This is a genomic window from uncultured Fretibacterium sp., assembly GCF_963544685.1.
GTDB lineage: Bacteria > Synergistota > Synergistia > Synergistales > Aminobacteriaceae > CAJPSE01.
This window is the reverse complement of record NZ_CAUUGJ010000038.1, coordinates 1-19294: the sequence shown is the minus strand read 5'-3', so window position 1 is coordinate 19294 and position 19294 is coordinate 1. Positions and strand designations below refer to the sequence as shown.

Below are 19294 nucleotides of genomic sequence, written 5' to 3'. Positions count from 1 at the left end.
CCAAGGACACGACCCCCAGCCACATCAAGACCGTATTCGACAACCTCGAGCTCTACGAGCCCCGCAACCGCTTCACCATCGGCATCGTCGACGACGTCAGCGACAGCTCCCTGCCCGTTCTGGAGGACGTCGAGGCCGCGGCCGAGGGAACGGTCTGCTGCAAGTTCTGGGGGCTGGGCTCCGACGGCACCGTCGGGGCCAACAAGAACTCCATCAAGATCATCGGCGACCACACGGATCTCTACGCCCAGGGCTACTTTGCCTACGACTCCAAGAAGTCCGGCGGCATCACGGTGTCGCACCTGCGCTTCGGCAGGTCCCCGATCAAGTCCACCTATCTCATCGACGCGGCCAACTTCATCGCCTGCCACAAGCAGGAATACGTCCATCAATACAACGTCGCGGCCGGGCTCAAGAAGGGCGGGACGTTCCTGCTCAACACGCAGTGGACGACGCTCGAGCAGCTCGAGGAGCACCTTCCCGCCAAGCTCAAGCGCCAGCTCGCAAAGCAGGAAGCGAAGTTCTACGTCATCAACGCCGTGGACGAGGCGGAGAAGCTGGGGCTCGGCAACCGCACCAACACGATCATGCAGTCCGCGTTCTTCAAGCTGGCGAACGTCATCCCGATCGAGGACGCCGTGAAGTACATGAAGGACGCCATCGAGAAGTCCTACGGCAAGAAGGGCGAGAACGTCGTGAAGATGAACCACGCCGCGGTCGACACCGGGCTGGACAACATCATCGAGATCAAGATCCCGGCGTCCTGGCTCGAGGCCCCGGACAAGACGGTGGAGAAGCGTGGGATGCCCTCGGAGGTCCCGGAGTTCGCGTCGGAGCAGTGCGCCACGATCAACGCGCAGGAGGGCGACAGCCTGCCCGTGAGCGCCTTCGTCGGCCGCGAGGACGGCAGCTTCCCGTCCGGGACCGCAGCCTTCGAGAAGCGCGGCGTCGCCGTGAACGTGCCCGAGTGGAAGAGCGAAAAGTGCATCCAGTGCAACCAGTGCGCCATGGTGTGCCCGCACGCCTCGATCCGCCCCTTCCTGCTGGACGCGGACGAGCAGGCCGCGGCTCCCGAGGGGTTCGGCGCCGTCGACTGCAAGGGTAAGGCCCTCAAGGACGCCGGCTACAAGTACAAGATACAGGTCGATCCGCTGGACTGCATGGGCTGCGGGAACTGCGCGGACATCTGCCCCGCCAGCGCCCTGGAGATGAAGCCCATCGCCACTCAGGACGGCGAGATCGACAACTGGACCTTCGCCATCGAGAACGTCCAGGACAAGGAGAACGCGGGCAGCAAGTTCACCGTTCAGGGCAGCCAGTTCCAGCGCCCGCTGCTGGAGTTCAGCGGCGCCTGCTCGGGCTGCGGCGAGACGCCCTACACCAAGCTGATCACCCAGCTGTTCGGCGACCGCATGATCATCGCCAACGCCACGGGCTGCTCCTCCATCTGGGGCGGTTCGGCGCCCAGCATGCCCTACACGACCAATGCCAAGGGGCGTGGACCTGCGTGGGCGAACTCCCTCTTCGAGGACAACGCCGAGTACGGATTCGGGATGAAGCTCTCGCTCAACGTGATGGTGGGCTATCTGGTCGAGGCCATGGAGAACCTGCTGAAGCTGGACATCCCCCAGGAGGACAAGGCCGTGCTTCAGGAGTGGCTGGACACCCACGAGGACGGCGAGAAGTCCCGCGAGTCGGCCGCCAGGGTCGAGGAGCTGCTGGACAAGATGTTCTGCTGCTCCTGCGGCGAGTGCGGCTGCGGCGACGAGGCGGTGCTCCGCGAGTACGCGCAGATCGAGCAGTTCCGGGACTACCTGGTCAAGAAGTCCGTCTGGATTTTCGGCGGCGACGGCTGGGCCTACGACATCGGCTACGGCGGGCTCGACCACGTGCTGGGCAGCGGGGAGGACGTCAACATCCTGGTGATGGACACCGAGGTCTACTCCAACACGGGCGGCCAGTCCTCCAAGTCCACGCCGACGGCCGCCATCGCCAAGTTCGCGGCAAGCGGCAAACGCGTGCGCAAGAAGGACCTGGGGCGCATGGCCATGACCTACGGGCACGTCTACGTCGCGCAGGTCGCGATGGGGGCGGACAAGAACCAGCTGCTCAAGGCCCTGGCCGAGGCCGAGGCCCACAAGGGTCCGTCTCTGGTGATCGCCTACGCGCCCTGCATCAACCACGGCATCAAGGCGGGCATGGGCAAGACCCAGGCTCAGAGCAAGAAGGCCGTCGAGGCGGGGTACTGGCACCTGTACCGCTACAACCCCGAGCTGGCCGAGCAGGGCAAGAACCCCTTCATCCTCGACTCCAAGGAGCCGAAGGCCAGCTATCGGGACTTCCTGCTGAGCGAGGTGCGCTACGCGGCCCTGAAGCAGGGCTTCCCGGACCTCGCCGACGCGCTCTTCGATCAGGCGGAGAAGGAGGCCAGGGAGCGCTACGAGGCCTACAAGGCGCTGGCGGAGATGGGCCCTCAGCCCATCAAGGCGTAACGGGGCGGGGTATTCATCGGAAAACTTTGATCGAAAGACCGGGCCGGGGAGCAACCTCCCCGGTCTTTTCTCTCTTCGGGCTGGGTTCTCGCGAACCGACATCCCCCTCCTCCCCGCTTCGCTTCTTGAATATGGAGGAAACGATGAGCCGAAAGGACGACAGGGCTGCGGTCGCCCCTCTTTGCACCGAGCGATGCGCCCTGAGCTATAATAAGGGAATGGAAATCCGTTAGGGGGTCTTTCATCTTGAGGACGATCAAGCTGCTTCTGTTGGTGTTTCTGGCGCTTCTGGCGAAGGGAGGCTTCTCCCTGCCCCTTGCCGCATCCGCCCTTTGGGCCGCCGATTTCGAGTTTCGGGGAGCGATCGAGCCCACGGACGACACCTCGCGCCTCCTGGCCTATTACGTGAACCGCTTCGCCCCGGAGGAGCTCTCGCTCTCGGTCGTGGGGCAGCCGGACGCCACGGGGCGTTTCCACGACCTCTTCATGGACCTGAAGGGCGTCAGGATCGAGGACGTCCGCATCGACAGGCTGACCTTCCGCATGAACGACGTCCAGTTCAACGCGCCGGAGAATTGGGTCTCCGGTGACGTCGAGTGCCGGGATGCCCTTCAGATCTATGCGGCGTGCCGCATCCTCGAGGAGGACATCAACAAGGGCCTGGAGGCCCAGACCTTCGGCAAGGACGACCACTGGAAGAACATCACGCTCGCCATCACGCCCTCCGGGCTCAAGGGCAGGGGGACGTATCTGGCCAAGGTCCTGTTCGTCACATTGGACATCCTGATAGAGATCGACAGCAAGCTGAAGATCGTCAACCACAAGGAGCTTTGGCTGGACGGGCCCCAGGTGCGCATCAACAAGCTGGACCTTCCCGAATACATCACGAACAAGGCGCTGTCACAGATTCAGCCTCTGCTGGACCTCGCCCGGTTTCCCCTGCCCCTGAAGCTCCACACCGTCACGTTGGAGCAGGGGTCGGCGCTGCTCTCCACGCGCCTTCCCCCGCAGCCGGTCGAGCAGGGCGCCACATACCACTACCTGGCACGCTGACCGCGTTCCTTTTATTCATTCCATCTTTCCATGTACGGAATCGACCGCAAGCGTTACCTTTGGGTGATCCTGTCGGCCCTGCTGCAGGGGCTTCTGTTGGGGCAGTACGCCGTAACCCGGAGCGGGCCCTTTCTGGCCCTGCCCCTGCCCTTGCTGACCGTCCTCCCCTTCGCCTTCTGGCTGGCCCAGGAGCACTGGGGAAGGCGGCTCAAGCGCTTTTTGGGAGGGCTCACCCTCGTGCTCTCGACCTTCTGCGCCTACAGGCTCTGGTCCCTCTATCCGCCCGACGGCATGTTCCTCTCCATGCCCTCCCAGAGCATGGACCTGCTGAGGATCTGCATGGCCGCCTTTCTGCTTCTGCCCTTCTTCCAGTGCCGCATTGCGACCTGGAGCTGGCACGTCCCCTACTCCGACGTCTTCTTCCAGCTCTGCCGCAACGTGTTTCTGCTGTTCCAGGCCGCCATCATGACCGTGGTCTTCTGGGCGCTGCTCCTCACCGCCAGCCTGCTCTTCGACATCGTCGGGCTGGCGTTCGTGCCGGGCATTCTGTTCCACCCGCTCGTGGCGGCGCCCCTGACGAGCCTCACGGTCGCCCTCTCCATCACCCTGGCGCTCAAGCACCCCGGCATCGATTCCCTGGGGCGCTGGATCCTGTCCATCCTGGCCTGGCTCCTGCCCCCATTTTCGGCCCTCTCCTTCGTTTTCATCGCCTGCCTGCCCTACTCCGGGCTCAAGACCCTCTGGAGCACCGGCCAGGCCAGCTCTCTGATGCTGCTCCTCCAGCTGGGCACCATCCTGCTCGCCAACGCCGCGTGGCTCGACGGAACCCGGTCTCCCTTCAACAACCGGGCCGTCGGGGCCCTGGCGAAGGTCTCCCTGCTCTGCCTTCCCGCCTACACGGCGCTCTGCCTCTATTCGCTGGGACTGAGGATTCAGCAGTATGGGCTTTCGGTCGACCGCATCCACGCCGCATTCCTGGTGGTCGTGACGGGCATCTGGGGCCTTGGCTACGCGGGCGCCGTCCTGCTGCGGCAATGGCCGTCCGCGATCGGACGCATCAACATCGCCTCGGTTCTGATCCTGTCCGTGCTCGTCGTGGCGATGAACTCCCCCCTCCTGGACCCCTACCGCCTGGCCGCGAACAACCAGGTGGACCGCCTACTGGGCGGCCAGATCGCCCCTGCCGACTTCGACTACCTCTACCTGCGCTTCAGCCTCGGGCGCTACGGCAAATATGCCCTGATACGGCTGCGGGAGGCCGCGCACCCCCGAGCGGACGCCATCCGGCGGCGCATCGAGGCCGCCATGAGGGTGGATCCCCTGGCACACTGGCGGGACGTGCGCAGCGGCACGGTTCCCGAATCGCAAAGGCGCGACATCCTGCACAACGCCGCCGTCTACCCGGCCGGGCGCAGGCTCTCCCCGGAACTGGTCGAGCGCCTGATCCGGCTCTGGGAGGGGGACGACGGCGTGCTGCGGTCCCTGCACCGCAGCTCCGACGCGGTCTTTGTGTTCGAGGACGTCCTGACCGAAGGGGAAAACGGCGGGGAGGCTCTCCTGATAATCCAGACCGGGGCCGGACTCGTCCTGGAGGTCGCCTCCGGAGAGCCGCACGTCGCGGGATTCTTTCAGGGCGACTTTTCCCCGGAGGAGCTGTCCTCCCGGGACGTATCCGTTGCAGAACCGCAGTTCAGGGACGTGACGATCCGGGGGGACCGGTACCGCATCCTGCCCTGGCCGGGCAGCCAAACGGTAAGATAGGCCAAAAACGTATCGGCGAGCCGCGTCGTCACTCGCCGATACGGATCTCCCCTGTGGAGAAAAGCGCCGCCTTGCCGGCCAGCCGGACCCTGTCTCCCGCCATCCGGCAGTAAAGGGTCCCTCCGCGTTTTGAGGCCTGGTAGGCCACGATGTCCTCTTTCCGAAGCATTCTGCTCCAGTACGGAACGATGTGGCAGTGGCCGGAACCGCACACGGGATCCTCGGAAACCCCGAGCTTCGGGGCGAAGCTGCGGGACACACAGTCCGTGTCCCGCCCCCGCGCCGTCGCATGCAGGAGCAGCCCGTCCAGCGCCGCGACCCTCTCCATGTCGGGGGTCATGTTCCTCACCGTTCCCTCGTCGTCGAAGACGCACAGCAGGTCCCTGGCCCTGTAGGCCTCCTTCGGCTCGGCGCCCATCGCCTCGGTCATGCGGGCCGTCACGGCGACCGGCTTCAGGTCGTAAGCGGGAAAGTCCATCTCGTAAAGCTCGCCGCGTCTTTCCACGGTCAATTTTCCGCTCAGGGTATCGAAGATGACGCTCTCTCTGCCCCTGTCGACGAAGTTCATCAGGACGAAGGCCGAGGCCAGCGTCGCATGGCCGCACAGGTCGATCTCCCCGCCCGGCGTGAACCAGCGAAGATGGTACCCCCCCGACTCCGGGACGACGAACGCGCTCTCGGAAAGATTGTTCTCCACCGCGATATTCCGCATCGTCCCATCCGACAGCCACCGGTCCATGACACAGACGGCGGCGGGGTTGCCCTCGAACACCCTGTCGGCAAACGCGTCCACCACATACTGCTTCATTGCCGTTCCCTCCTTTTATTTCCTGGCTGGCTCGCCAAGTCAGATGCAACAAGCAAATTGAAAAATTGAAGGAGATGCTTGAATTATAAATTCAATGATTTTTGTAGGACAGCGTCGTTTCAAGGGTAAGAATATGGTAAATTACCCTCACGAGCAGTTTGAGAGGAGCATAAAAATTCAATTAGGGAATAAAGGTACAGGGAACATGACATTTCCGGCCAAAGGAGGTACGCCACGATGGTGGAAGATGGCGAACGGACCTATGAGCTCAGCTCAAAGACGGATTTGTGGACCGGCGATGCCAAGGGAGAACCCAACCGCCTCATCGCCACCGGCCTGCTGGGGTCTATCCGCTGGTGGTTCGAGGTGCTGGTGCGCGGCCTGAAGGGCAATGCCTGTGATCCGACACGGACGCAATGCGAAGGCCGCAACCATTGTGTCGTCTGCGAGCTGTTTGGCTGCACCGGCTGGGCCCGGAAGTTCCGATTCGAGGTTCTGGACAAAGACGGCAACGTCCAGGCGGCTCAGATTGAGAAAGATCACAATTTCGGCCTTCGCTTCACCCCCCTCCGTCCGATCCTCGATGAAGAGTGGGCCCTCCTCGACGCGACGCTCCGCCTAATCGCCGGATACGGGGCCATCGGCGGTAAGACGGTATTCAAGCCAACAGATGAAGAGAGTCGGACAGAAAAACTGCATCATCAAGACTTTGGCCTGGTACAAATGTCTTCGTCTCGACAATTCGCTGAAATACGTCGCAACGACCTTGAAACCTATCTGTCACAATGGAAGAGGCTCAATCACGGTGAGTTCGCCTGGGCTTCGCTGCAGTACTTTTGGTGTGTGAACGGAAAATATCTTGGGCGAAAAAACAACAACGAAAGCACTTTCAACCGAGTACTCGGGCGCCAAGAAGCTAAAAAGCAAGGACAAGATTTGCTCAATCCTACCAACAAAAGAGACCAATGGCTCGCGGGCTCTCAGAGGGTGAGCAAAAAGGTTTTCAGCTTCAAGGAGCCCGAAAGGACCTTCGGCTTCGTAAAACCCGGGGTAATCGATTTCGAAGAAATGAAGGAACGTCTGGAGGACGTTTGGGGACAGGACGGCTGGCAATTTCTCACCGGGGACGCGATCCTCGAACAGCTTTTCCCGAAGGGGGAGAAACAGGCATGACCTTCGATTATTACGTCTTCCTGGACAAAAACGAAGCGTCTGCGACTCCAGTAAACGCGACCAATCTTGTCGACCTGGGGGATAGGTGTCTGCTCCGTGCCCGGCATGACAAGAAGGAGGCATGTCACAACTACAGGAAGCAGGCGACTGGGCAGAAATATCCTCTACTATCGGACTTTCTTCTTGAGCTGGATCACACCTCTTTACTGGATCCCGCTTGGTTTGCCATCGACGCCTCCTTCACGCTCGAATCCCCCTGGTACTCGGAGGACGACCGCCCCTTCCACGTGCTGGACAATCCGGTTCGCAAGGACCGGGTATTCGGGGTGCCGTTCATGTCCGCGGCCTCCTGGAAGGGGCTTCTTCGATGGGCCTGCAGGATGCGGGCGGGCTTGTCCGATCATCTCGAAAAGCACGACATGAGGATGGAGGGCTGGCAGGACCCCTCCTGGATCCTTCACCTCTTCGGCAACGAGAGAGGAGAGGACGAACGGTTCCGATCCGGGGCCCTCGTCTGCCATCCGACCTGGTTCGACAAGGTCGTCTTCGAGGTGATCAACCCCCATGACCGTGCCCGCCGGGCCGGAACCCAGCCCATTTACTACGAGGTCGTCCCCGCCGGAACGGAAGGGAAACTGCGGCTGCTCTACGCCCCCCTGCCGGGAGAGCGCGAACGCGACCAGACGACGCCGGACGCCTTCATCCAAGACCTCATCGACAGCATAAGGGCACTTCTCGAGAACTACGGCATCTCCGCAAAACGCACCGCCGGATGGGGTAAGGCGAGGATCGACCTTAAAAAATCGAAGCTGCTGTTTTTGGAGGGAAACCCCCTAGATCACTTTATTCCTGATGCAACAGTGCCCTATGAAGCGCCATCGAATGCAGGGGATATACCATCGCTGCGGAGAAAGGAACGCAGCTTCGAAGAATTCATCGAGGCGATGGCAAAAACAGGGAATACCCGGCAGGGAGGCAATCCATGACAAATGTCGAAGCGTGGGACTGTTTGCGGAATTACCGTCCTCTGCTTCTGGCGTGTGAGGCGATCGGGTGGCTTCACATGGCCGGCAAGGCCAGGATCGATTTTCTGCAAATGCACGGCGGACAACATAGCGATTATAAATACGAAAAATGGGGTGAAAGAGAGAGTCCTCCATTCCCTTGGAATGACCGGCTCAAGTGGGTGCCAGATGAATTCCCGTTAGATAAAAACGCCTGGCCCGGGACGCTGACGGCGTTTATCGCCGAGCACGCAAAAAGCTCATCAAAATCGGGCCTTGTCAGTCTGCTCCAGGCCGGGCACGCCATGGCGTCAGGCATCGAAAAAAATCTGCCGAAAGATGCCTCTAAATATCTGGGGCAGGATGTTACCCACATGTGGATGTCCTCGGCCTTCGGGACCCCGATCCGCAATCTGCTGACCAACCCGCCCGAGGTGCTCACCGAGGCGGGCTGGAAGCGCCTGCTCGGGCAGATTGCAACGCTGCTGAGGGAGCTCGAGGCACTGGGCGGCCATACGGCAAATGACCTTGACGGCTGGTGGAATTGGCGGGAGGGGGCGGTAGGGCCCGACGGCTGGCTGCGCAGGACGTTTACCGAGACCCTGGCCGAGACCCGACTGCCGAACAACGACGTCACGCTCTTTGACCAGTCCTATGTCGCAGCCGCCCTGTTCAAGAGCGCCGTGGCCGGGGCGGTTCTGGAGGGCAGCAAATTCCCCTGGTCCGGCAACGAACTCAAGCAAGGGACCCGTTGGCGGCTCCTAACGGTCGGGGGCGGTGCGGACCACTACGAGGCCCGGGCGGTGAAGATCGGCGACTGGACCGGGGCGCGCCTTGCGCTGGACGAATTTTTCACCAAAGTCCGCAAGCTCGTCGAGGTCGAACTGGCGGTGGGCTCCCTGCTGTACAGGGACGGCGGCGTTTGCGTCTTCTCGTTTCCGGGAGAGCGGCTCAATCATACAGGTGGCGATTTGCATATCGCAGATTGGCAAAGCTGGTTGACAGAGGAGATTGACGGATACGCCCGCGAAACCAACCTCGAGACGCCTCCCTACTGCCACATCAGCGCTCCCTCTCGCTCCCTCGTGGGGATGACGGCGGAAATTCAAAAGGCTCGGGAGACGATGGCCGTGCCGCTGTACCGTGACTGGAAAATCCCCGGACAGGGTTCTTCGGACGGCCCCGCCTGCCCGGTCTGTCTGGTGCGCAGAAGCCCTTCAGGAACAGACCGACAAAGACCTTGCGCTCCCTGCCGGAGGCGGCGGACCCATCGCCTGGATGCGTGGCTGAAGGGGGAGCAGGGGAAGCTCGATTCGGACTCCATCTGGTTGAGCGAGGTGGCCGACACCAACGACCGCGTCGCCCTCGTCACGATGAGCCTGGACATCGAGCCGTGGCTGGATGGAACCCGTCTGGATGCGCTAAGAGCGCAGAGTGTGGCGGAGTGGTCCACCTATAACTCCACTACAAAGAAACCACTCCCCCCCACTCATACCGAATGGGTTAGCTTGGTAAAGACGGCCCTAGGTAAGGATAATTCGGCTCACAAGGCGCGGAGTTTGATTCAAAAAAAGATCGCGCCGGGACTCAGAGATGAGAATGGTAATGATATACCATGGGATAAATTTTATGAACTGATTGTCGAGGACCGCTCCAACGCCCCCAAATGGGACACGCTAAACGATGACGGCTGTGCCGCATGGCTTGCGCATCAGCTGTTCTGCAAACTCGCCTCCCCCGGCCGCATCCATCGTTTCTGGCGGCAGACCGAGGAATTCTTCAGGGAGCTCCTCGGCGAGTTCCACGAGCTGGCGGCCACGGACCGAAACCGATGGCGTATGCGGCGATTGCTCTTGAAACCCGACCAACCGTCATCGACATGGAAAAACAGAGTCCCCTACAATGGCAGGTGCGACGGCAACCCCATCGATCTGCTGTTCGACGAAGAACGGAAAGGCTTCGTCACCCTCTTCAACATGTCCCGATTCCTGGCTCCAGAGCAGGACAAGAGCGCGATCCAGAACAAAGAGATCGTACTGAAAGACGACGACAACAAGAATGCCGGTACGTTGAAGGTGCAATCGGTTGAGAATGTTTCCGGCGCCTTGGGCGTTTACCATCCGGTGATCCCGCTCGAGCTTTCCCCCATGCGCTTTCGGGTCCTTCTGCCGCTCGAAGCCGCATCGGCCTGTGTGGATCGGGCGGCTGAAGCGTGGCGCGCCCAATTTGCCCGCGTCTGGGACCGCCTGCCGCTTCGGGTCGGGGTGGTGGCCTTTTCCAGAATGATGCCGTTTCAGGCGGTGATCGAAGCGGCGCGGAACATCGAGAGCGACCTGGAAGGGACGAACGAGCCCGAAACCTGGCGGGTGGCGGGGTGCGAAACGCGGGAGGGCGTCGCCGCCCTCAGGCTCGAGTCCCTCGATCACCCGCAAGAGCTTCTTCAGACCGTCCCTATCACACTTTCCGACGGACGGGACGACGTGTTCTATCCGTACCTCGCCGTAGAGGACAAGCATCCCCGCTTCCCTCGGGACTTCCGGCATCCGAACGGGCAGGTCTTCAGGCACGCGAGCGACCTGCAAAGCGGGGACGGCATCTCCGTCTACCCGTCACGTATCGCCGTCCTCTTCATGGACGATGCGACAAAGCGATTCCAATCGCCGCTCTGCAGGCCGCTCATGGAATGGCTGAGGATGCGCGAGCTCTGGCAGCTGGTGGACCGGTACGCACCGAGCCAGACCGCGCTCCGCGGAGCATGGTCGGAGGTCGTCGAGCGGCGCGAAGCCTGGCAGGGCGCGGATGGGACATGGCTCGACGGAGGAGAGGCAGCCTGGCTCTATCTTGCGCGCGCGGTGTTCCACGAACGCCTGGGCGTTCGCGGCGCCTGCCTCGAGGAGTTGGTGGAGGCCGCCGGAGACGGCCTACTGGACTGGAGCCTGGAGTGGCACATAAGCGTATTGAAAAAACAAGTGTCCGGAGGTAAACGATGACTGCAGGAAATGAAAGTCTCAATAAAAGTCCCAATGGAAGCCCCAGTGAAAGCCCTAATGAGAGCCCCAATGAAAACTGCAACGAGAGCTTCAAGCCGTTTTCGTTTGCCGGCATGGCGCTCGACCCCATCCATGTCGGTACGGGCGGAGCCCGACTGGGCCGGGTGGACAACACCATCGTGCGCGATCCGGTAACACGGATACCGAAGATCCCCGGTTCGAGCATCGCAGGTGTCATGCGGGCCTACACGGCCATGAAGAAGGAGAAATACCCCGGCTGCGCGGGGCTCGGTCAGCCCGACGGCGAAGGCGGGCACTGCGGGAAGGCCGATTGTCCCGTGTGCACCGTGTTCGGCTTCGCCAAGGGCGCGGGCTCGAGCGGCGGGTTCGCGGGGCTGGCGGCATTCAGCGACATGCACGTGCTGCTCTTTCCCGTGGCCTCGCAGTTGGGACCGCAGTGGATCACGTGCCCAACGGCGTTGCGGCAATCCGGGGTCAAGGAGCTCTCGGAAGTGAGCGACCTGCCCGATCAACAGGCCATTTACCGCAGGAAGGACGAGGAAAAAAATCAGGCCTTCTTGAACCTCGGCTGGCTCTTTCTGCCGGTCAAAACGAATTGGCCACAGAAGGACGAGACAATTCAGCCGGACGGGATAATTCAAAAGATTAAGAAATTGAATGTGCCCGACTACATCACCAACAACCTGGGGATCGTCTCCGACAAGCTGTTTGCCTATATCGTGAACAGCAACCTCGAAGTGCGGACCTCGGTCGCCATCGATCCGGCCACGGGGGCGGCGGAGGAAGGGGCGCTGTTCACCTACGAGGCCCTGCCCCGGGGCACGGTGCTCTCTTGGGAACTGACCTGCCGAAATCCCAAGCACTTCAGGGTCGGTGAAAATGTCGGTCAAAACGACGCGAAGGAGGTCGACTCGCCGGAGAAGGTCAAAAAGGTTATCGCAGAAGCCTGGCCCTATCTGGAGCATCTCGGTATCGGCGGCATGGGAAGCCGGGGGATGGGACGGCTGCGAGTGCTGAACAATCAGGGCCTTCCCGATGCGGGCGGGACAGAGGAGGGAGACCGGTGATGGACGCTCCGGCTTTCGAGAACCTGGACCTCGCCTGCGCCAGGACGGGGCAAGCTATCGCGGAGAAACCGTCGAAGGAGCTCGAGAAGCTCGTCACGAGTGCTCTCGCCGTTCTGGAGGAGCAGGGGGTTTATGCCCTGTTTCTTTTCCTGAAGACGCGGGGTGGCAAAGCAGCCCCAACTATCGAGCAGAAGGTTCGTGAGTTCCTGAAAACGACGCCGCAGCGGGCCCCTTTGCTTTCTGGCGATGGCGACGTTTTCGCGTTGCTCCAGTCGATGAGCGAGGACCTCGACAAGTTGCTGCTGGCCCGCGATCTGCTCCGCCAAGCGCTCGTCTACGCCCGCTATCACGCTCGGGTACCACAAAAGAGCGAGTCACGAACATGAGCTGGTCGTTATTTCGATGGGTCTGGCGGCTGGAAGCGCCGCTTTTCATCGGCATGTCCCCGGCAGGGGCGCTGAATCGCTGCAGGCCCTACGTCCCGGCGCGTGCACTTTGGGGAGCCGTGACCGCCGAAATAGCCCGATTGAAAAGCGGCGAAAGCTTTCCGAATTACGAAGGTGTGGGAGGTGAGGTCAAGCGAAGCTGCCGCTTCACCTACCTCTTTCCCGCCGAGAAACGGGACGGCAGATTTCTGGCTTGGCTGCCGAAATTCGAGAAGGAGAAAGGCCTCCGGTGGTGCCTCCAGAACAGTGACAAAAGTCTGTCGGACCGCGATTTCCGGCGCCGCCTGTTGGACTCCCGCCCCGGCACGGCAATCGTTCCCGAATCGGACTCCGCACTCGAGGGCTCGCTGCGGCACACGGAATGCATCGGTCCCTGGTGGCGCGATTCCAACAGCCAGGGAGAAACGGCGGCCCCCGTACTGCTTCTGGGGTATGTTTTTCTGAACGACGACCTCCATCACGAGCAAGGAGAAAAATTTCACGAGCAAAAAGACATTCTCGGACGTCTGCGGGCTGTCGAGACCCTCTTCATCGGAGGCGACACCCGATACGGTCTCGGGAAGATACGCCGTATCGACGAGTCGTCCAACGACACCGCCGTCTTTGGAAAGCCCGTTCGTCCGGACAGGGAGCACCCCGAAATAGGGAGCGACATCGTTCTGGGACACGCTCCAGAAGGCGGTGGAGACGAAGGAATGCAGGGGGCGAAGGAACTCCTCGGCGGCTGGGATCGAGGCAGCCCGTGGAAAGAGGGAAAACTGGCGTGGGCTCCCGGCTCGTGCGACACCAACCATACGGACGAAAAGCCTGTTTACTGGTCGATAGACCGCGAGGGGTACTGGGCACGTCGGGACGATCGATAGCCGATGTCCGCATGCAGCACCTCCGAAAAAGCCTGAGGTCAAACAACTCGACGACCACCGACTGAAAATCGGTGGTCGTCGAGTCATACGCCAGTCACTCGAACCGCAGGGCGTCGATGGCATACATCTCCCCTCTTCGTCGATTCAATCCGGGTCGGAGGGGTCGAAGAGTGTCACAATCCGAGCCAGGACCTCCTCCATGACCAGGACGGAGACCTCGGCAACCTTTCTGCCCCCACGAGACTTCAGGTCCAGCACCCTCGGCTGATCGCACCGAATGATGCCGGAGATCGCCTCGGCTCCGCTTACATCCTGAGAGGAAAGCGGCACGGCGAAACCAAGGTTCTGCGAGAAGGCGGTTCCTCCCGGCCCTTGAGTGATGGGCACCGCAACGGCAACGTTGGCGGCGTTGTTGAAGACGGACGGGGAGACGATCAGGACCGACCTCGCCGCTCCCCGTTGTTCATACCCCGAAACAGGGTTCAGGCACACTCGATAGATATCGCCGCGCTTCAAATCAGCTCGGCCCCCTCTGTCTCGTCATCCAGCCACGCATCGTCACGATCACTGAAATCAGTCCCGGAAACAAGTTGCTGGAGCGAGTATTTCGGCGGCCGCTCGCAGGGGGTAACGATAATCCGCCCCTTCTGAACTTCCAGCCGCATGGCCGTCGCGGGCGTCAACGACAGCGCTCGCGTTATCTTGGATGGAATGGAGATCATCAGCGACCCTCCCACTTTATGTACGCGGCTTGTGAGAAACATCAAATCCCCTCCAATCATTTAACTTTTCCTTGTGATTATATAACAGGGGCGGCACATTGTACAAAGACAACGTGCCGCCCCAACCGGATACAATCATACGCCAGTCACTCGAACCGCAGGGCGTCGATGGGCCTGAGCCGCGACGCCTTCCAGGCCGGATAGAGGCCGAAGAAGACCCCGACGACGCCGGAGAACCCCGCCGCCAGCGCGATGGCCCCGGGCGACACGGACGTGGGCCAGGTCAAAAACTCCGTCACGCCCCACGACGCAGCCATCCCCAGGAGGATCCCCAGGACGCCGCCCAGCAGGGACAGCACCAGCGCCTCCAGCAGGAACTGCAGCCGGATGTCCCCGGCTCGGGCCCCTATCGCCATGCGGATCCCGATCTCGCGGGTCCGTTCCGTGACGGAGACCAGCATGATGTTCATGATGCCGATCCCCCCCACCAGCAGGGAGATGGAGGCCACGGCCCCGAGCAGTGCGGACATCACCCAGGCCGACTGCTGCAGGGACTCCACCATCTGGGTCATGTTCCAGATCTCGAAGTCGTCGTCCTTCCCCTTGCCGATTCGATGTCGCTGGCGCATCAGGGCCCGGATCTCCGCCATCCCCCCCTCCAGCATACTGACGTCCCGGACCTGGATGAGGGCCATGTGCACGGATTCGGCCAACGAGCTGCGCACCAGGCGCCGCTGCGCCGTGGTAATCGGCACCACCACCGTATCGTCCTGGTCCTGCCCCATCGACCCACCACCCTTCGGGGCCAGCACGCCCACGACCTCGAAGGGGATCTTGTTGATCCGGATGATCCTGCCCACGGGGTTCGTCGTGCCGAAGAGCTGGGTGGCGACCGTCTGGCCGATGACGCAGACCTTGGCCGCGCTCCGTTCGTCCTCGTCGTCCAAAAGCCGCCCCAGGTAGATGCTGCGGTTGTCGACGTCGAAGAACGACGGCGTCGTGCCCGTCACGCGGGTCGGCCAGTTCTGGTTCTCGTAGATCAGCTGGGCCGAGAGGTTCACCAAGGGGGCCGCCCGGAGCACCGACCAGCACTCCTCTGTCACGGCCCTCACGTCGGAGAGGGTCAGGCGCGCGCCCCCGCTCTGACGCACGCCGCCCGAACGGGGCGCTCCCGGGCTCAGGATGAGCAGGTTGCTCCCCAGGCCGGAGACGAGGTCCTGCATCTGGACGGAGGCGCCATTCCCCACGGCGACCATCGCGATGACCGCCCCGACCCCGATGACCACGCCCAGCATCGTCAGAAGCGAGCGCGTCTTGTTCGCCAGGAGCGAGGACAGGGCGGTGCGCAGCGTCTCGAACATCCTCAATTCCCCCTTCCGGAGGCCGTCTCGTCGGAGACCAGGCGGCCATCCTTGAAGTGCAGGACGCGCCGCGCGTAGGCGGCGATATCCGGTTCGTGCGTCACCAGGACCACCGTCTTGCCCTCCCGGTTGACCTCGACGAGAAGATCCATGATCTCCTCGCTCGTCCGCGTGTCCAGGTTCCCCGTCGGCTCGTCGGCCAGGATCAGGGGCGCCCTGCCGACGAGAGCCCGCGCGATGGCGACGCGCTGCTGCTGACCGCCGCTCATCTGATTGGGCCTGTGCTTCAGACGGGCCCCCAGCCCCACTCGCTCCAGGGCTTCTCGGGCACGCTCGCTCCGTTCCCGAGAGGGGACCCCCGAATAGACGAGGGGGAGGGCGACGTTGTCCACGGCCGACAGGCGCGGCAGCAGGTTGAACCCCTGGAACACGAAGCCCAGCTTCTCGTTGCGGACCTTCGCCAGCTCGTCGCCCGAGAGGCGGGCCACGTCCCGCCCGTCGAGGAGGTAACGGCCCTCGGTCGGGGAGTCCAGGCAGCCCAGCATGTTCATCGTCGTGGACTTTCCCGATCCCGAGGGCCCCATCACCGCCACGAACTCCCCGTGCGCCACCGAGAAGGAGACGCCGTCCAGCGCACGCAGCTCCACGTCCCCGGTCCGGTAGACCTTGACGAGGTCCTCGACCTCGATCAGAGGGCGCGCGGGCCTCTCCGAAGCGGAATCCGGGACGCTCATCGGCCCGACCTCACCACGACGGCCTCGCCCCCGGCCACGACGGCCGCCCCGGCGGTGCTGAAGGAGACGGCCAGCTCCTGTCCCTCCTTGAGCTGCGAGTCCGAGACCTCCACCCACGTTCGGTCGCTGATCCCCTGTTCCCCGACGGGGACGCTGCCCACAATCTTTCCGTCCTCCACAACCCAGACTACGGGCTCGTCCTCGTCGTCCGAACGGTTCCCATTTCTCCGCCGCATCGGGGGCAACCCCATGATCGACCCCGCCCCCTTCTCCTCCTTCTCCGTCCCGGAGGGCGCGGAGAGTGCGGCGAGGACATCGCCCGGCGGCGTGAAGCGGAGCGCCGCGGCCGGGACCTTCAGCACATCCTTCTTCTCCTCCGTGACGATGGTCACGTTGGCCGTCATACTGGGCTTCAGCTTCAGCTCCGAGTTGTCCACCCGAATGATCACCGTGTAGGTGACGACGTTGGAGACGACCGTGGACTTCAGGCGCACCTGCGTCACCGTCCCCTCGAACGTCGTGTCCGGCCACGCATCGAACCGGCAGATCGCTTTCTGCCCCTCCGCGATGCGTCCGATGTCCGCCTCGTCGACACTGGCCTCGATCTGCATCCGGGTCAGGTCGCGGGCGATGGAGAATAGCGTAGGCGTCTGAAGGCTGGCCGCCACGGTTTGCCCCACATCCACCTTTCGCGCGATGACCACCCCGTCGACGGGCGAGACGATGCGCGCGTAGCTCAGGCTCGTCTCGGCCTGCTTCAACGAGGCCTTGGCCTGCACGACCTGGGCGTTGTGCTCGGCCAACGAGGCGCGGGCCAGGGAGAGCTTGGTCTCCGCGGCGTCCAGCTCGCTCCGCGCGATCAGGTTCCGCGACCAGAGCTCCTTGTTGCGCCTGAAGGTCCGGTCCGCGTCCGCAGCGGACGCCTTGGCGCTCGTCACGCGGGCCTGGGCAAGGGCCAAAGAGGCCTTCACCTCGTCGACCCTCGACTGCAGCATGTCGGTGTCCAGCATGGCGACCAGCTGGCCCTTGGTGACCCGGCTGTTGTAGTCCACATAGATCTCCTTGATCGTCCCGGAGACCTGCGTGCCGACGTCCACCATCTCCACGGGGTTGACGCTTCCGGTGGCGCTGACCGTCGCGGAGATGCTCCCGCGCGTCACGGGCTGGGTCCGGTAGACGTACTCCGTCCCCCCATCCCTGAAGTACCCGTACCAGACGCCCCAGGCGATCCCCGCCGCGACGGCCCCGAACAACAGCATCTTAAAAACCTTCATGAACGACTCCTCCGAGTATCCGCACCTGTCGAGAACGTCCCTGCAAAGAACGTATCCATTGAGAATGTAAGAATGAAAACGGCGCTCATTCGGCGCCCTCCGGCTCCGTCAGCTCGACCCCCGTCGCGCTCTCCAGCGCGAACTGGGCCACCTGAAGATCGTAGCGGGCCCGATAGACGGAGAGCCGCGCGTCGGTCAGGGCCAGAAGCGCGTCCGAGAGCGCCAGCGAATCCCCGACGCCCGTCCGGTAGCGCCCCTCGGCCAGGGAGTAGTTCTCCTCCGCCTGGGCGACCGTCAGCCCCGCGATACGGATGCGCTCCCGAGCGTTGCGGATGTTCAGAACGGCCTTTCGGACCTCCAGGAGGATGTTCTGCCGCAGGGCCTCGCGGGCCGCCTCCAGGCTCCGGACCTGCGCCCGGGCGATGTCCGTCCGCGCGGACGCCGCCCCTCCGTCGACGACGGGGACGTTGAGGGAAAGGCCGACGTTCCACTCCGAGCTGAGCGAGGAGATCTCCTCGCCGCCGGCGCTGTACCCGCCCCTCAGCGACAGGCTGGGGGAGGAGGCCCGCGCCGCGGAGCGTACCTCGGCCTTCCCGGCGAGCGTCCGCCGGTTCGCGGCCTCATAGTCCTGACGGTGCTCCAGGGCCAGGGCCTCGGCTCCGCCCTCCGCCGACTCCGGCAGGGCACGGTCCTCCGCCCGAACCTCGAACGGGCCGTCCAGATCCACGCCCATCGCGTTCAGCAGCGCGGCCTGCGCGACCCGGACGTTCGACTCCGCCTCCACCAGCGCGAGCTGGGCGTTCCCCAGGTCCACCTCGGCCTTCGTCACGTCGCTCTTCGGCTTGAGCCCCGTCTCGTAATAGCCCTTCGCGCGCTCCAGATGGAGCCGGAACGAATCCACCGACTCCTTCCTCTGACCGCGGACCTCCCCGGCCAGGAGCAGGTCCATGTAGGCCTTCTTGACCCCGTAGCGTACCTGCAGCCGCGTCTTTCTTCCCTCCGCCTCCGTCGCCGCCAGCGTGCCGCGCTGAGCCTCGACGGCGTACTTCGTCCGGTTCGCGTCGAAGACCCTGACGCTCGCCGTCACCCCGGCCGTGTAGCTGCTGCCCGAGGGCGCCCCCTCCCTGCCGGAACGGGCCGCCGACGCACTGGCCGAAGCCTGCACGCGGTCCTCCACGGCCGTCAGGGAGAGCCTACGGCGCTCCGCCTCGCGCTTCGCATCCGCCCCGGCAAGGTCGGGATGGTTCGCCTCCGACAGGGCCAGGCACTCCTCGAGGGTCAGGGTTCGGACCGCCTCCTCTCCCTGTGCGGGGAAAGCCTGGAACAGGGCCGCGGCCACGCAGGCCATGCAGAAAAAGGCCGCCGGGAAAGCAACGCCCCGCCCCTCTCCTCTCTTATCCGATCTCATGTGATTTTTCGCCTCCAAATGGTGTGTGCCCTCCGGCCTTTCGATTCCAAGCAAAAAGTATAGGGTATGGCATTCCAACGGACAACGTAAGGATATACGGGGGAAAGTCGTAGAAAT

The 19294-nt window shown here is 63.0% G+C and carries 16 protein-coding genes; 9 read left to right on the top strand and 7 right to left on the bottom strand.

Going from position 1 to position 19294, the window contains the following annotated elements; all coding sequences use genetic code 11:
- From nifJ to ABLA28_RS05370, 3 genes are all read left to right on the top strand, one after another.
- Positions 1-2492: pyruvate:ferredoxin (flavodoxin) oxidoreductase (gene nifJ, locus ABLA28_RS05380; protein ID WP_347712813.1), on the top strand; the 2492-nt coding region annotated here is incomplete at its 5' end.
- Between the two features lie 246 nt (positions 2493-2738).
- A complete protein-coding gene (locus tag ABLA28_RS05375; RefSeq protein ID WP_299300289.1) occupies positions 2739-3545 on the top strand; it encodes a DUF2993 domain-containing protein in 807 nt (268 codons plus the stop codon).
- Positions 3546-3575: 30 nt separating this feature from the next.
- A complete protein-coding gene (locus ABLA28_RS05370) occupies positions 3576-5306 on the top strand; it encodes a hypothetical protein (protein ID WP_347712812.1) in 1731 nt (576 codons plus the stop codon).
- Positions 5307-5334: 28 nt separating this feature from the next.
- Here ABLA28_RS05370 and ABLA28_RS05365 read toward each other — a convergent pair whose 3' ends face one another.
- A complete protein-coding gene (locus ABLA28_RS05365) occupies positions 5335-6114 on the bottom strand; it encodes a PhzF family phenazine biosynthesis protein (RefSeq protein WP_347712811.1) in 780 nt (259 codons plus the stop codon).
- Positions 6115-6351: 237 nt separating this feature from the next.
- Here ABLA28_RS05365 and cmr1 point away from each other — a divergent pair, with 237 nt between their 5' ends.
- From cmr1 to ABLA28_RS05335, 6 genes are read left to right on the top strand one after another with little or no spacing between them, the layout of a single operon-like run.
- Entirely contained in the window at positions 6352-7287 is a 936-nt protein-coding gene (cmr1, locus tag ABLA28_RS05360; protein WP_347712810.1) for a type III-B CRISPR module RAMP protein Cmr1, read from the top strand.
- Entirely contained in the window at positions 7206-8273 is a 1068-nt protein-coding gene (locus ABLA28_RS05355) for an RAMP superfamily CRISPR-associated protein (protein ID WP_347712809.1), read from the top strand. Before cmr1 ends, ABLA28_RS05355 begins: the two co-directional genes overlap by 82 nt.
- Positions 8270-11281 (top strand): hypothetical protein, encoded by a 3012-nt coding sequence (locus tag ABLA28_RS05350; protein WP_347712808.1) that lies wholly within the window; start codon positions 8270-8272, stop codon positions 11279-11281. The genes ABLA28_RS05355 and ABLA28_RS05350 overlap by 4 nt, the downstream gene beginning before the upstream one ends.
- A complete protein-coding gene (cmr4, locus tag ABLA28_RS05345) occupies positions 11278-12369 on the top strand; it encodes a type III-B CRISPR module RAMP protein Cmr4 (protein ID WP_347712807.1) in 1092 nt (363 codons plus the stop codon). The genes ABLA28_RS05350 and cmr4 overlap by 4 nt, the downstream gene beginning before the upstream one ends.
- Complete coding sequence (locus ABLA28_RS05340; RefSeq protein ID WP_299081616.1) at positions 12369-12755, top strand: hypothetical protein; 387 nt, start codon at positions 12369-12371, stop codon at positions 12753-12755. Before cmr4 ends, ABLA28_RS05340 begins: the two co-directional genes overlap by 1 nt.
- On the top strand, positions 12752-13678 hold the full coding sequence (locus tag ABLA28_RS05335) for a hypothetical protein (protein WP_347712806.1): 927 nt from the start codon (positions 12752-12754) through the stop codon (positions 13676-13678). The genes ABLA28_RS05340 and ABLA28_RS05335 overlap by 4 nt, the downstream gene beginning before the upstream one ends.
- A gap of 144 nt (positions 13679-13822) precedes the next feature.
- On the opposite strand, the gene ABLA28_RS05330 is transcribed toward ABLA28_RS05335, so the two are convergent.
- The 6 genes from ABLA28_RS05330 to ABLA28_RS05305 all read right to left on the bottom strand — a co-directional run bounded on the left by ABLA28_RS05330 (position 13823) and on the right by ABLA28_RS05305 (position 19177).
- On the bottom strand, positions 13823-14194 hold the full coding sequence (locus tag ABLA28_RS05330; RefSeq protein WP_347712805.1) for a type II toxin-antitoxin system PemK/MazF family toxin: 372 nt from the start codon (positions 14192-14194) through the stop codon (positions 13823-13825).
- The gene (locus ABLA28_RS05325; protein ID WP_347712804.1) at positions 14191-14400 is read right to left on the bottom strand and encodes a hypothetical protein; all 210 of its coding nucleotides are present in this window, start codon (positions 14398-14400) and stop codon (positions 14191-14193) included. The genes ABLA28_RS05330 and ABLA28_RS05325 overlap by 4 nt, the downstream gene beginning before the upstream one ends.
- Positions 14401-14546: 146 nt before the next feature.
- Entirely contained in the window at positions 14547-15761 is a 1215-nt protein-coding gene (locus ABLA28_RS05320) for an ABC transporter permease (protein WP_347712803.1), read from the bottom strand.
- 2 nt (positions 15762-15763) lie between these two features.
- Positions 15764-16495 (bottom strand): ABC transporter ATP-binding protein, encoded by a 732-nt coding sequence (locus ABLA28_RS05315; protein WP_347712802.1) that lies wholly within the window; start codon positions 16493-16495, stop codon positions 15764-15766.
- Complete coding sequence (locus ABLA28_RS05310) at positions 16492-17769, bottom strand: efflux RND transporter periplasmic adaptor subunit (protein ID WP_347712801.1); 1278 nt, start codon at positions 17767-17769, stop codon at positions 16492-16494. Before ABLA28_RS05310 ends, ABLA28_RS05315 begins: the two co-directional genes overlap by 4 nt.
- Positions 17770-17854: 85 nt before the next feature.
- Positions 17855-19177 carry a TolC family protein gene (locus ABLA28_RS05305; RefSeq protein WP_347712800.1) on the bottom strand — a complete coding sequence of 441 codons (1323 nt, stop codon included), beginning with the start codon at positions 19175-19177 and terminating at the stop codon, positions 17855-17857.
- Positions 19178-19294: the final 117 nt, after the last annotated feature.

Bases quoted from the DNA above. Each gene is read 5' to 3' on its own strand.
- ABLA28_RS05310 (WP_347712801.1), bottom strand. From the start codon at position 17,769: ATGAAGGTTTTTAAGATGCTGTTGTTCGGGGCCGTCGCGGCGGGGATC.
- ABLA28_RS05320 (WP_347712803.1), bottom strand. From the start codon at position 15,761: ATGTTCGAGACGCTGCGCACCGCCCTGTCCTCGCTCCTGGCGAACAAG.
- cmr1 (WP_347712810.1), top strand. From the start codon at position 6,352: ATGGTGGAAGATGGCGAACGGACCTATGAGCTCAGCTCAAAGACGGAT.
- ABLA28_RS05305 (WP_347712800.1), bottom strand. From the start codon at position 19,177: ATGAGATCGGATAAGAGAGGAGAGGGGCGGGGCGTTGCTTTCCCGGCG.
- ABLA28_RS05370 (WP_347712812.1), top strand. From the start codon at position 3,576: ATGTACGGAATCGACCGCAAGCGTTACCTTTGGGTGATCCTGTCGGCC.
- ABLA28_RS05335 (WP_347712806.1), top strand. From the start codon at position 12,752: ATGAGCTGGTCGTTATTTCGATGGGTCTGGCGGCTGGAAGCGCCGCTT.
- ABLA28_RS05340 (WP_299081616.1), top strand. From the start codon at position 12,369: ATGGACGCTCCGGCTTTCGAGAACCTGGACCTCGCCTGCGCCAGGACG.
- ABLA28_RS05350 (WP_347712808.1), top strand. From the start codon at position 8,270: ATGACAAATGTCGAAGCGTGGGACTGTTTGCGGAATTACCGTCCTCTG.
- ABLA28_RS05325 (WP_347712804.1), bottom strand. From the start codon at position 14,400: ATGATCTCCATTCCATCCAAGATAACGCGAGCGCTGTCGTTGACGCCC.
- ABLA28_RS05365 (WP_347712811.1), bottom strand. From the start codon at position 6,114: ATGAAGCAGTATGTGGTGGACGCGTTTGCCGACAGGGTGTTCGAGGGC.
- ABLA28_RS05315 (WP_347712802.1), bottom strand. From the start codon at position 16,495: ATGAGCGTCCCGGATTCCGCTTCGGAGAGGCCCGCGCGCCCTCTGATC.
- cmr4 (WP_347712807.1), top strand. From the start codon at position 11,278: ATGACTGCAGGAAATGAAAGTCTCAATAAAAGTCCCAATGGAAGCCCC.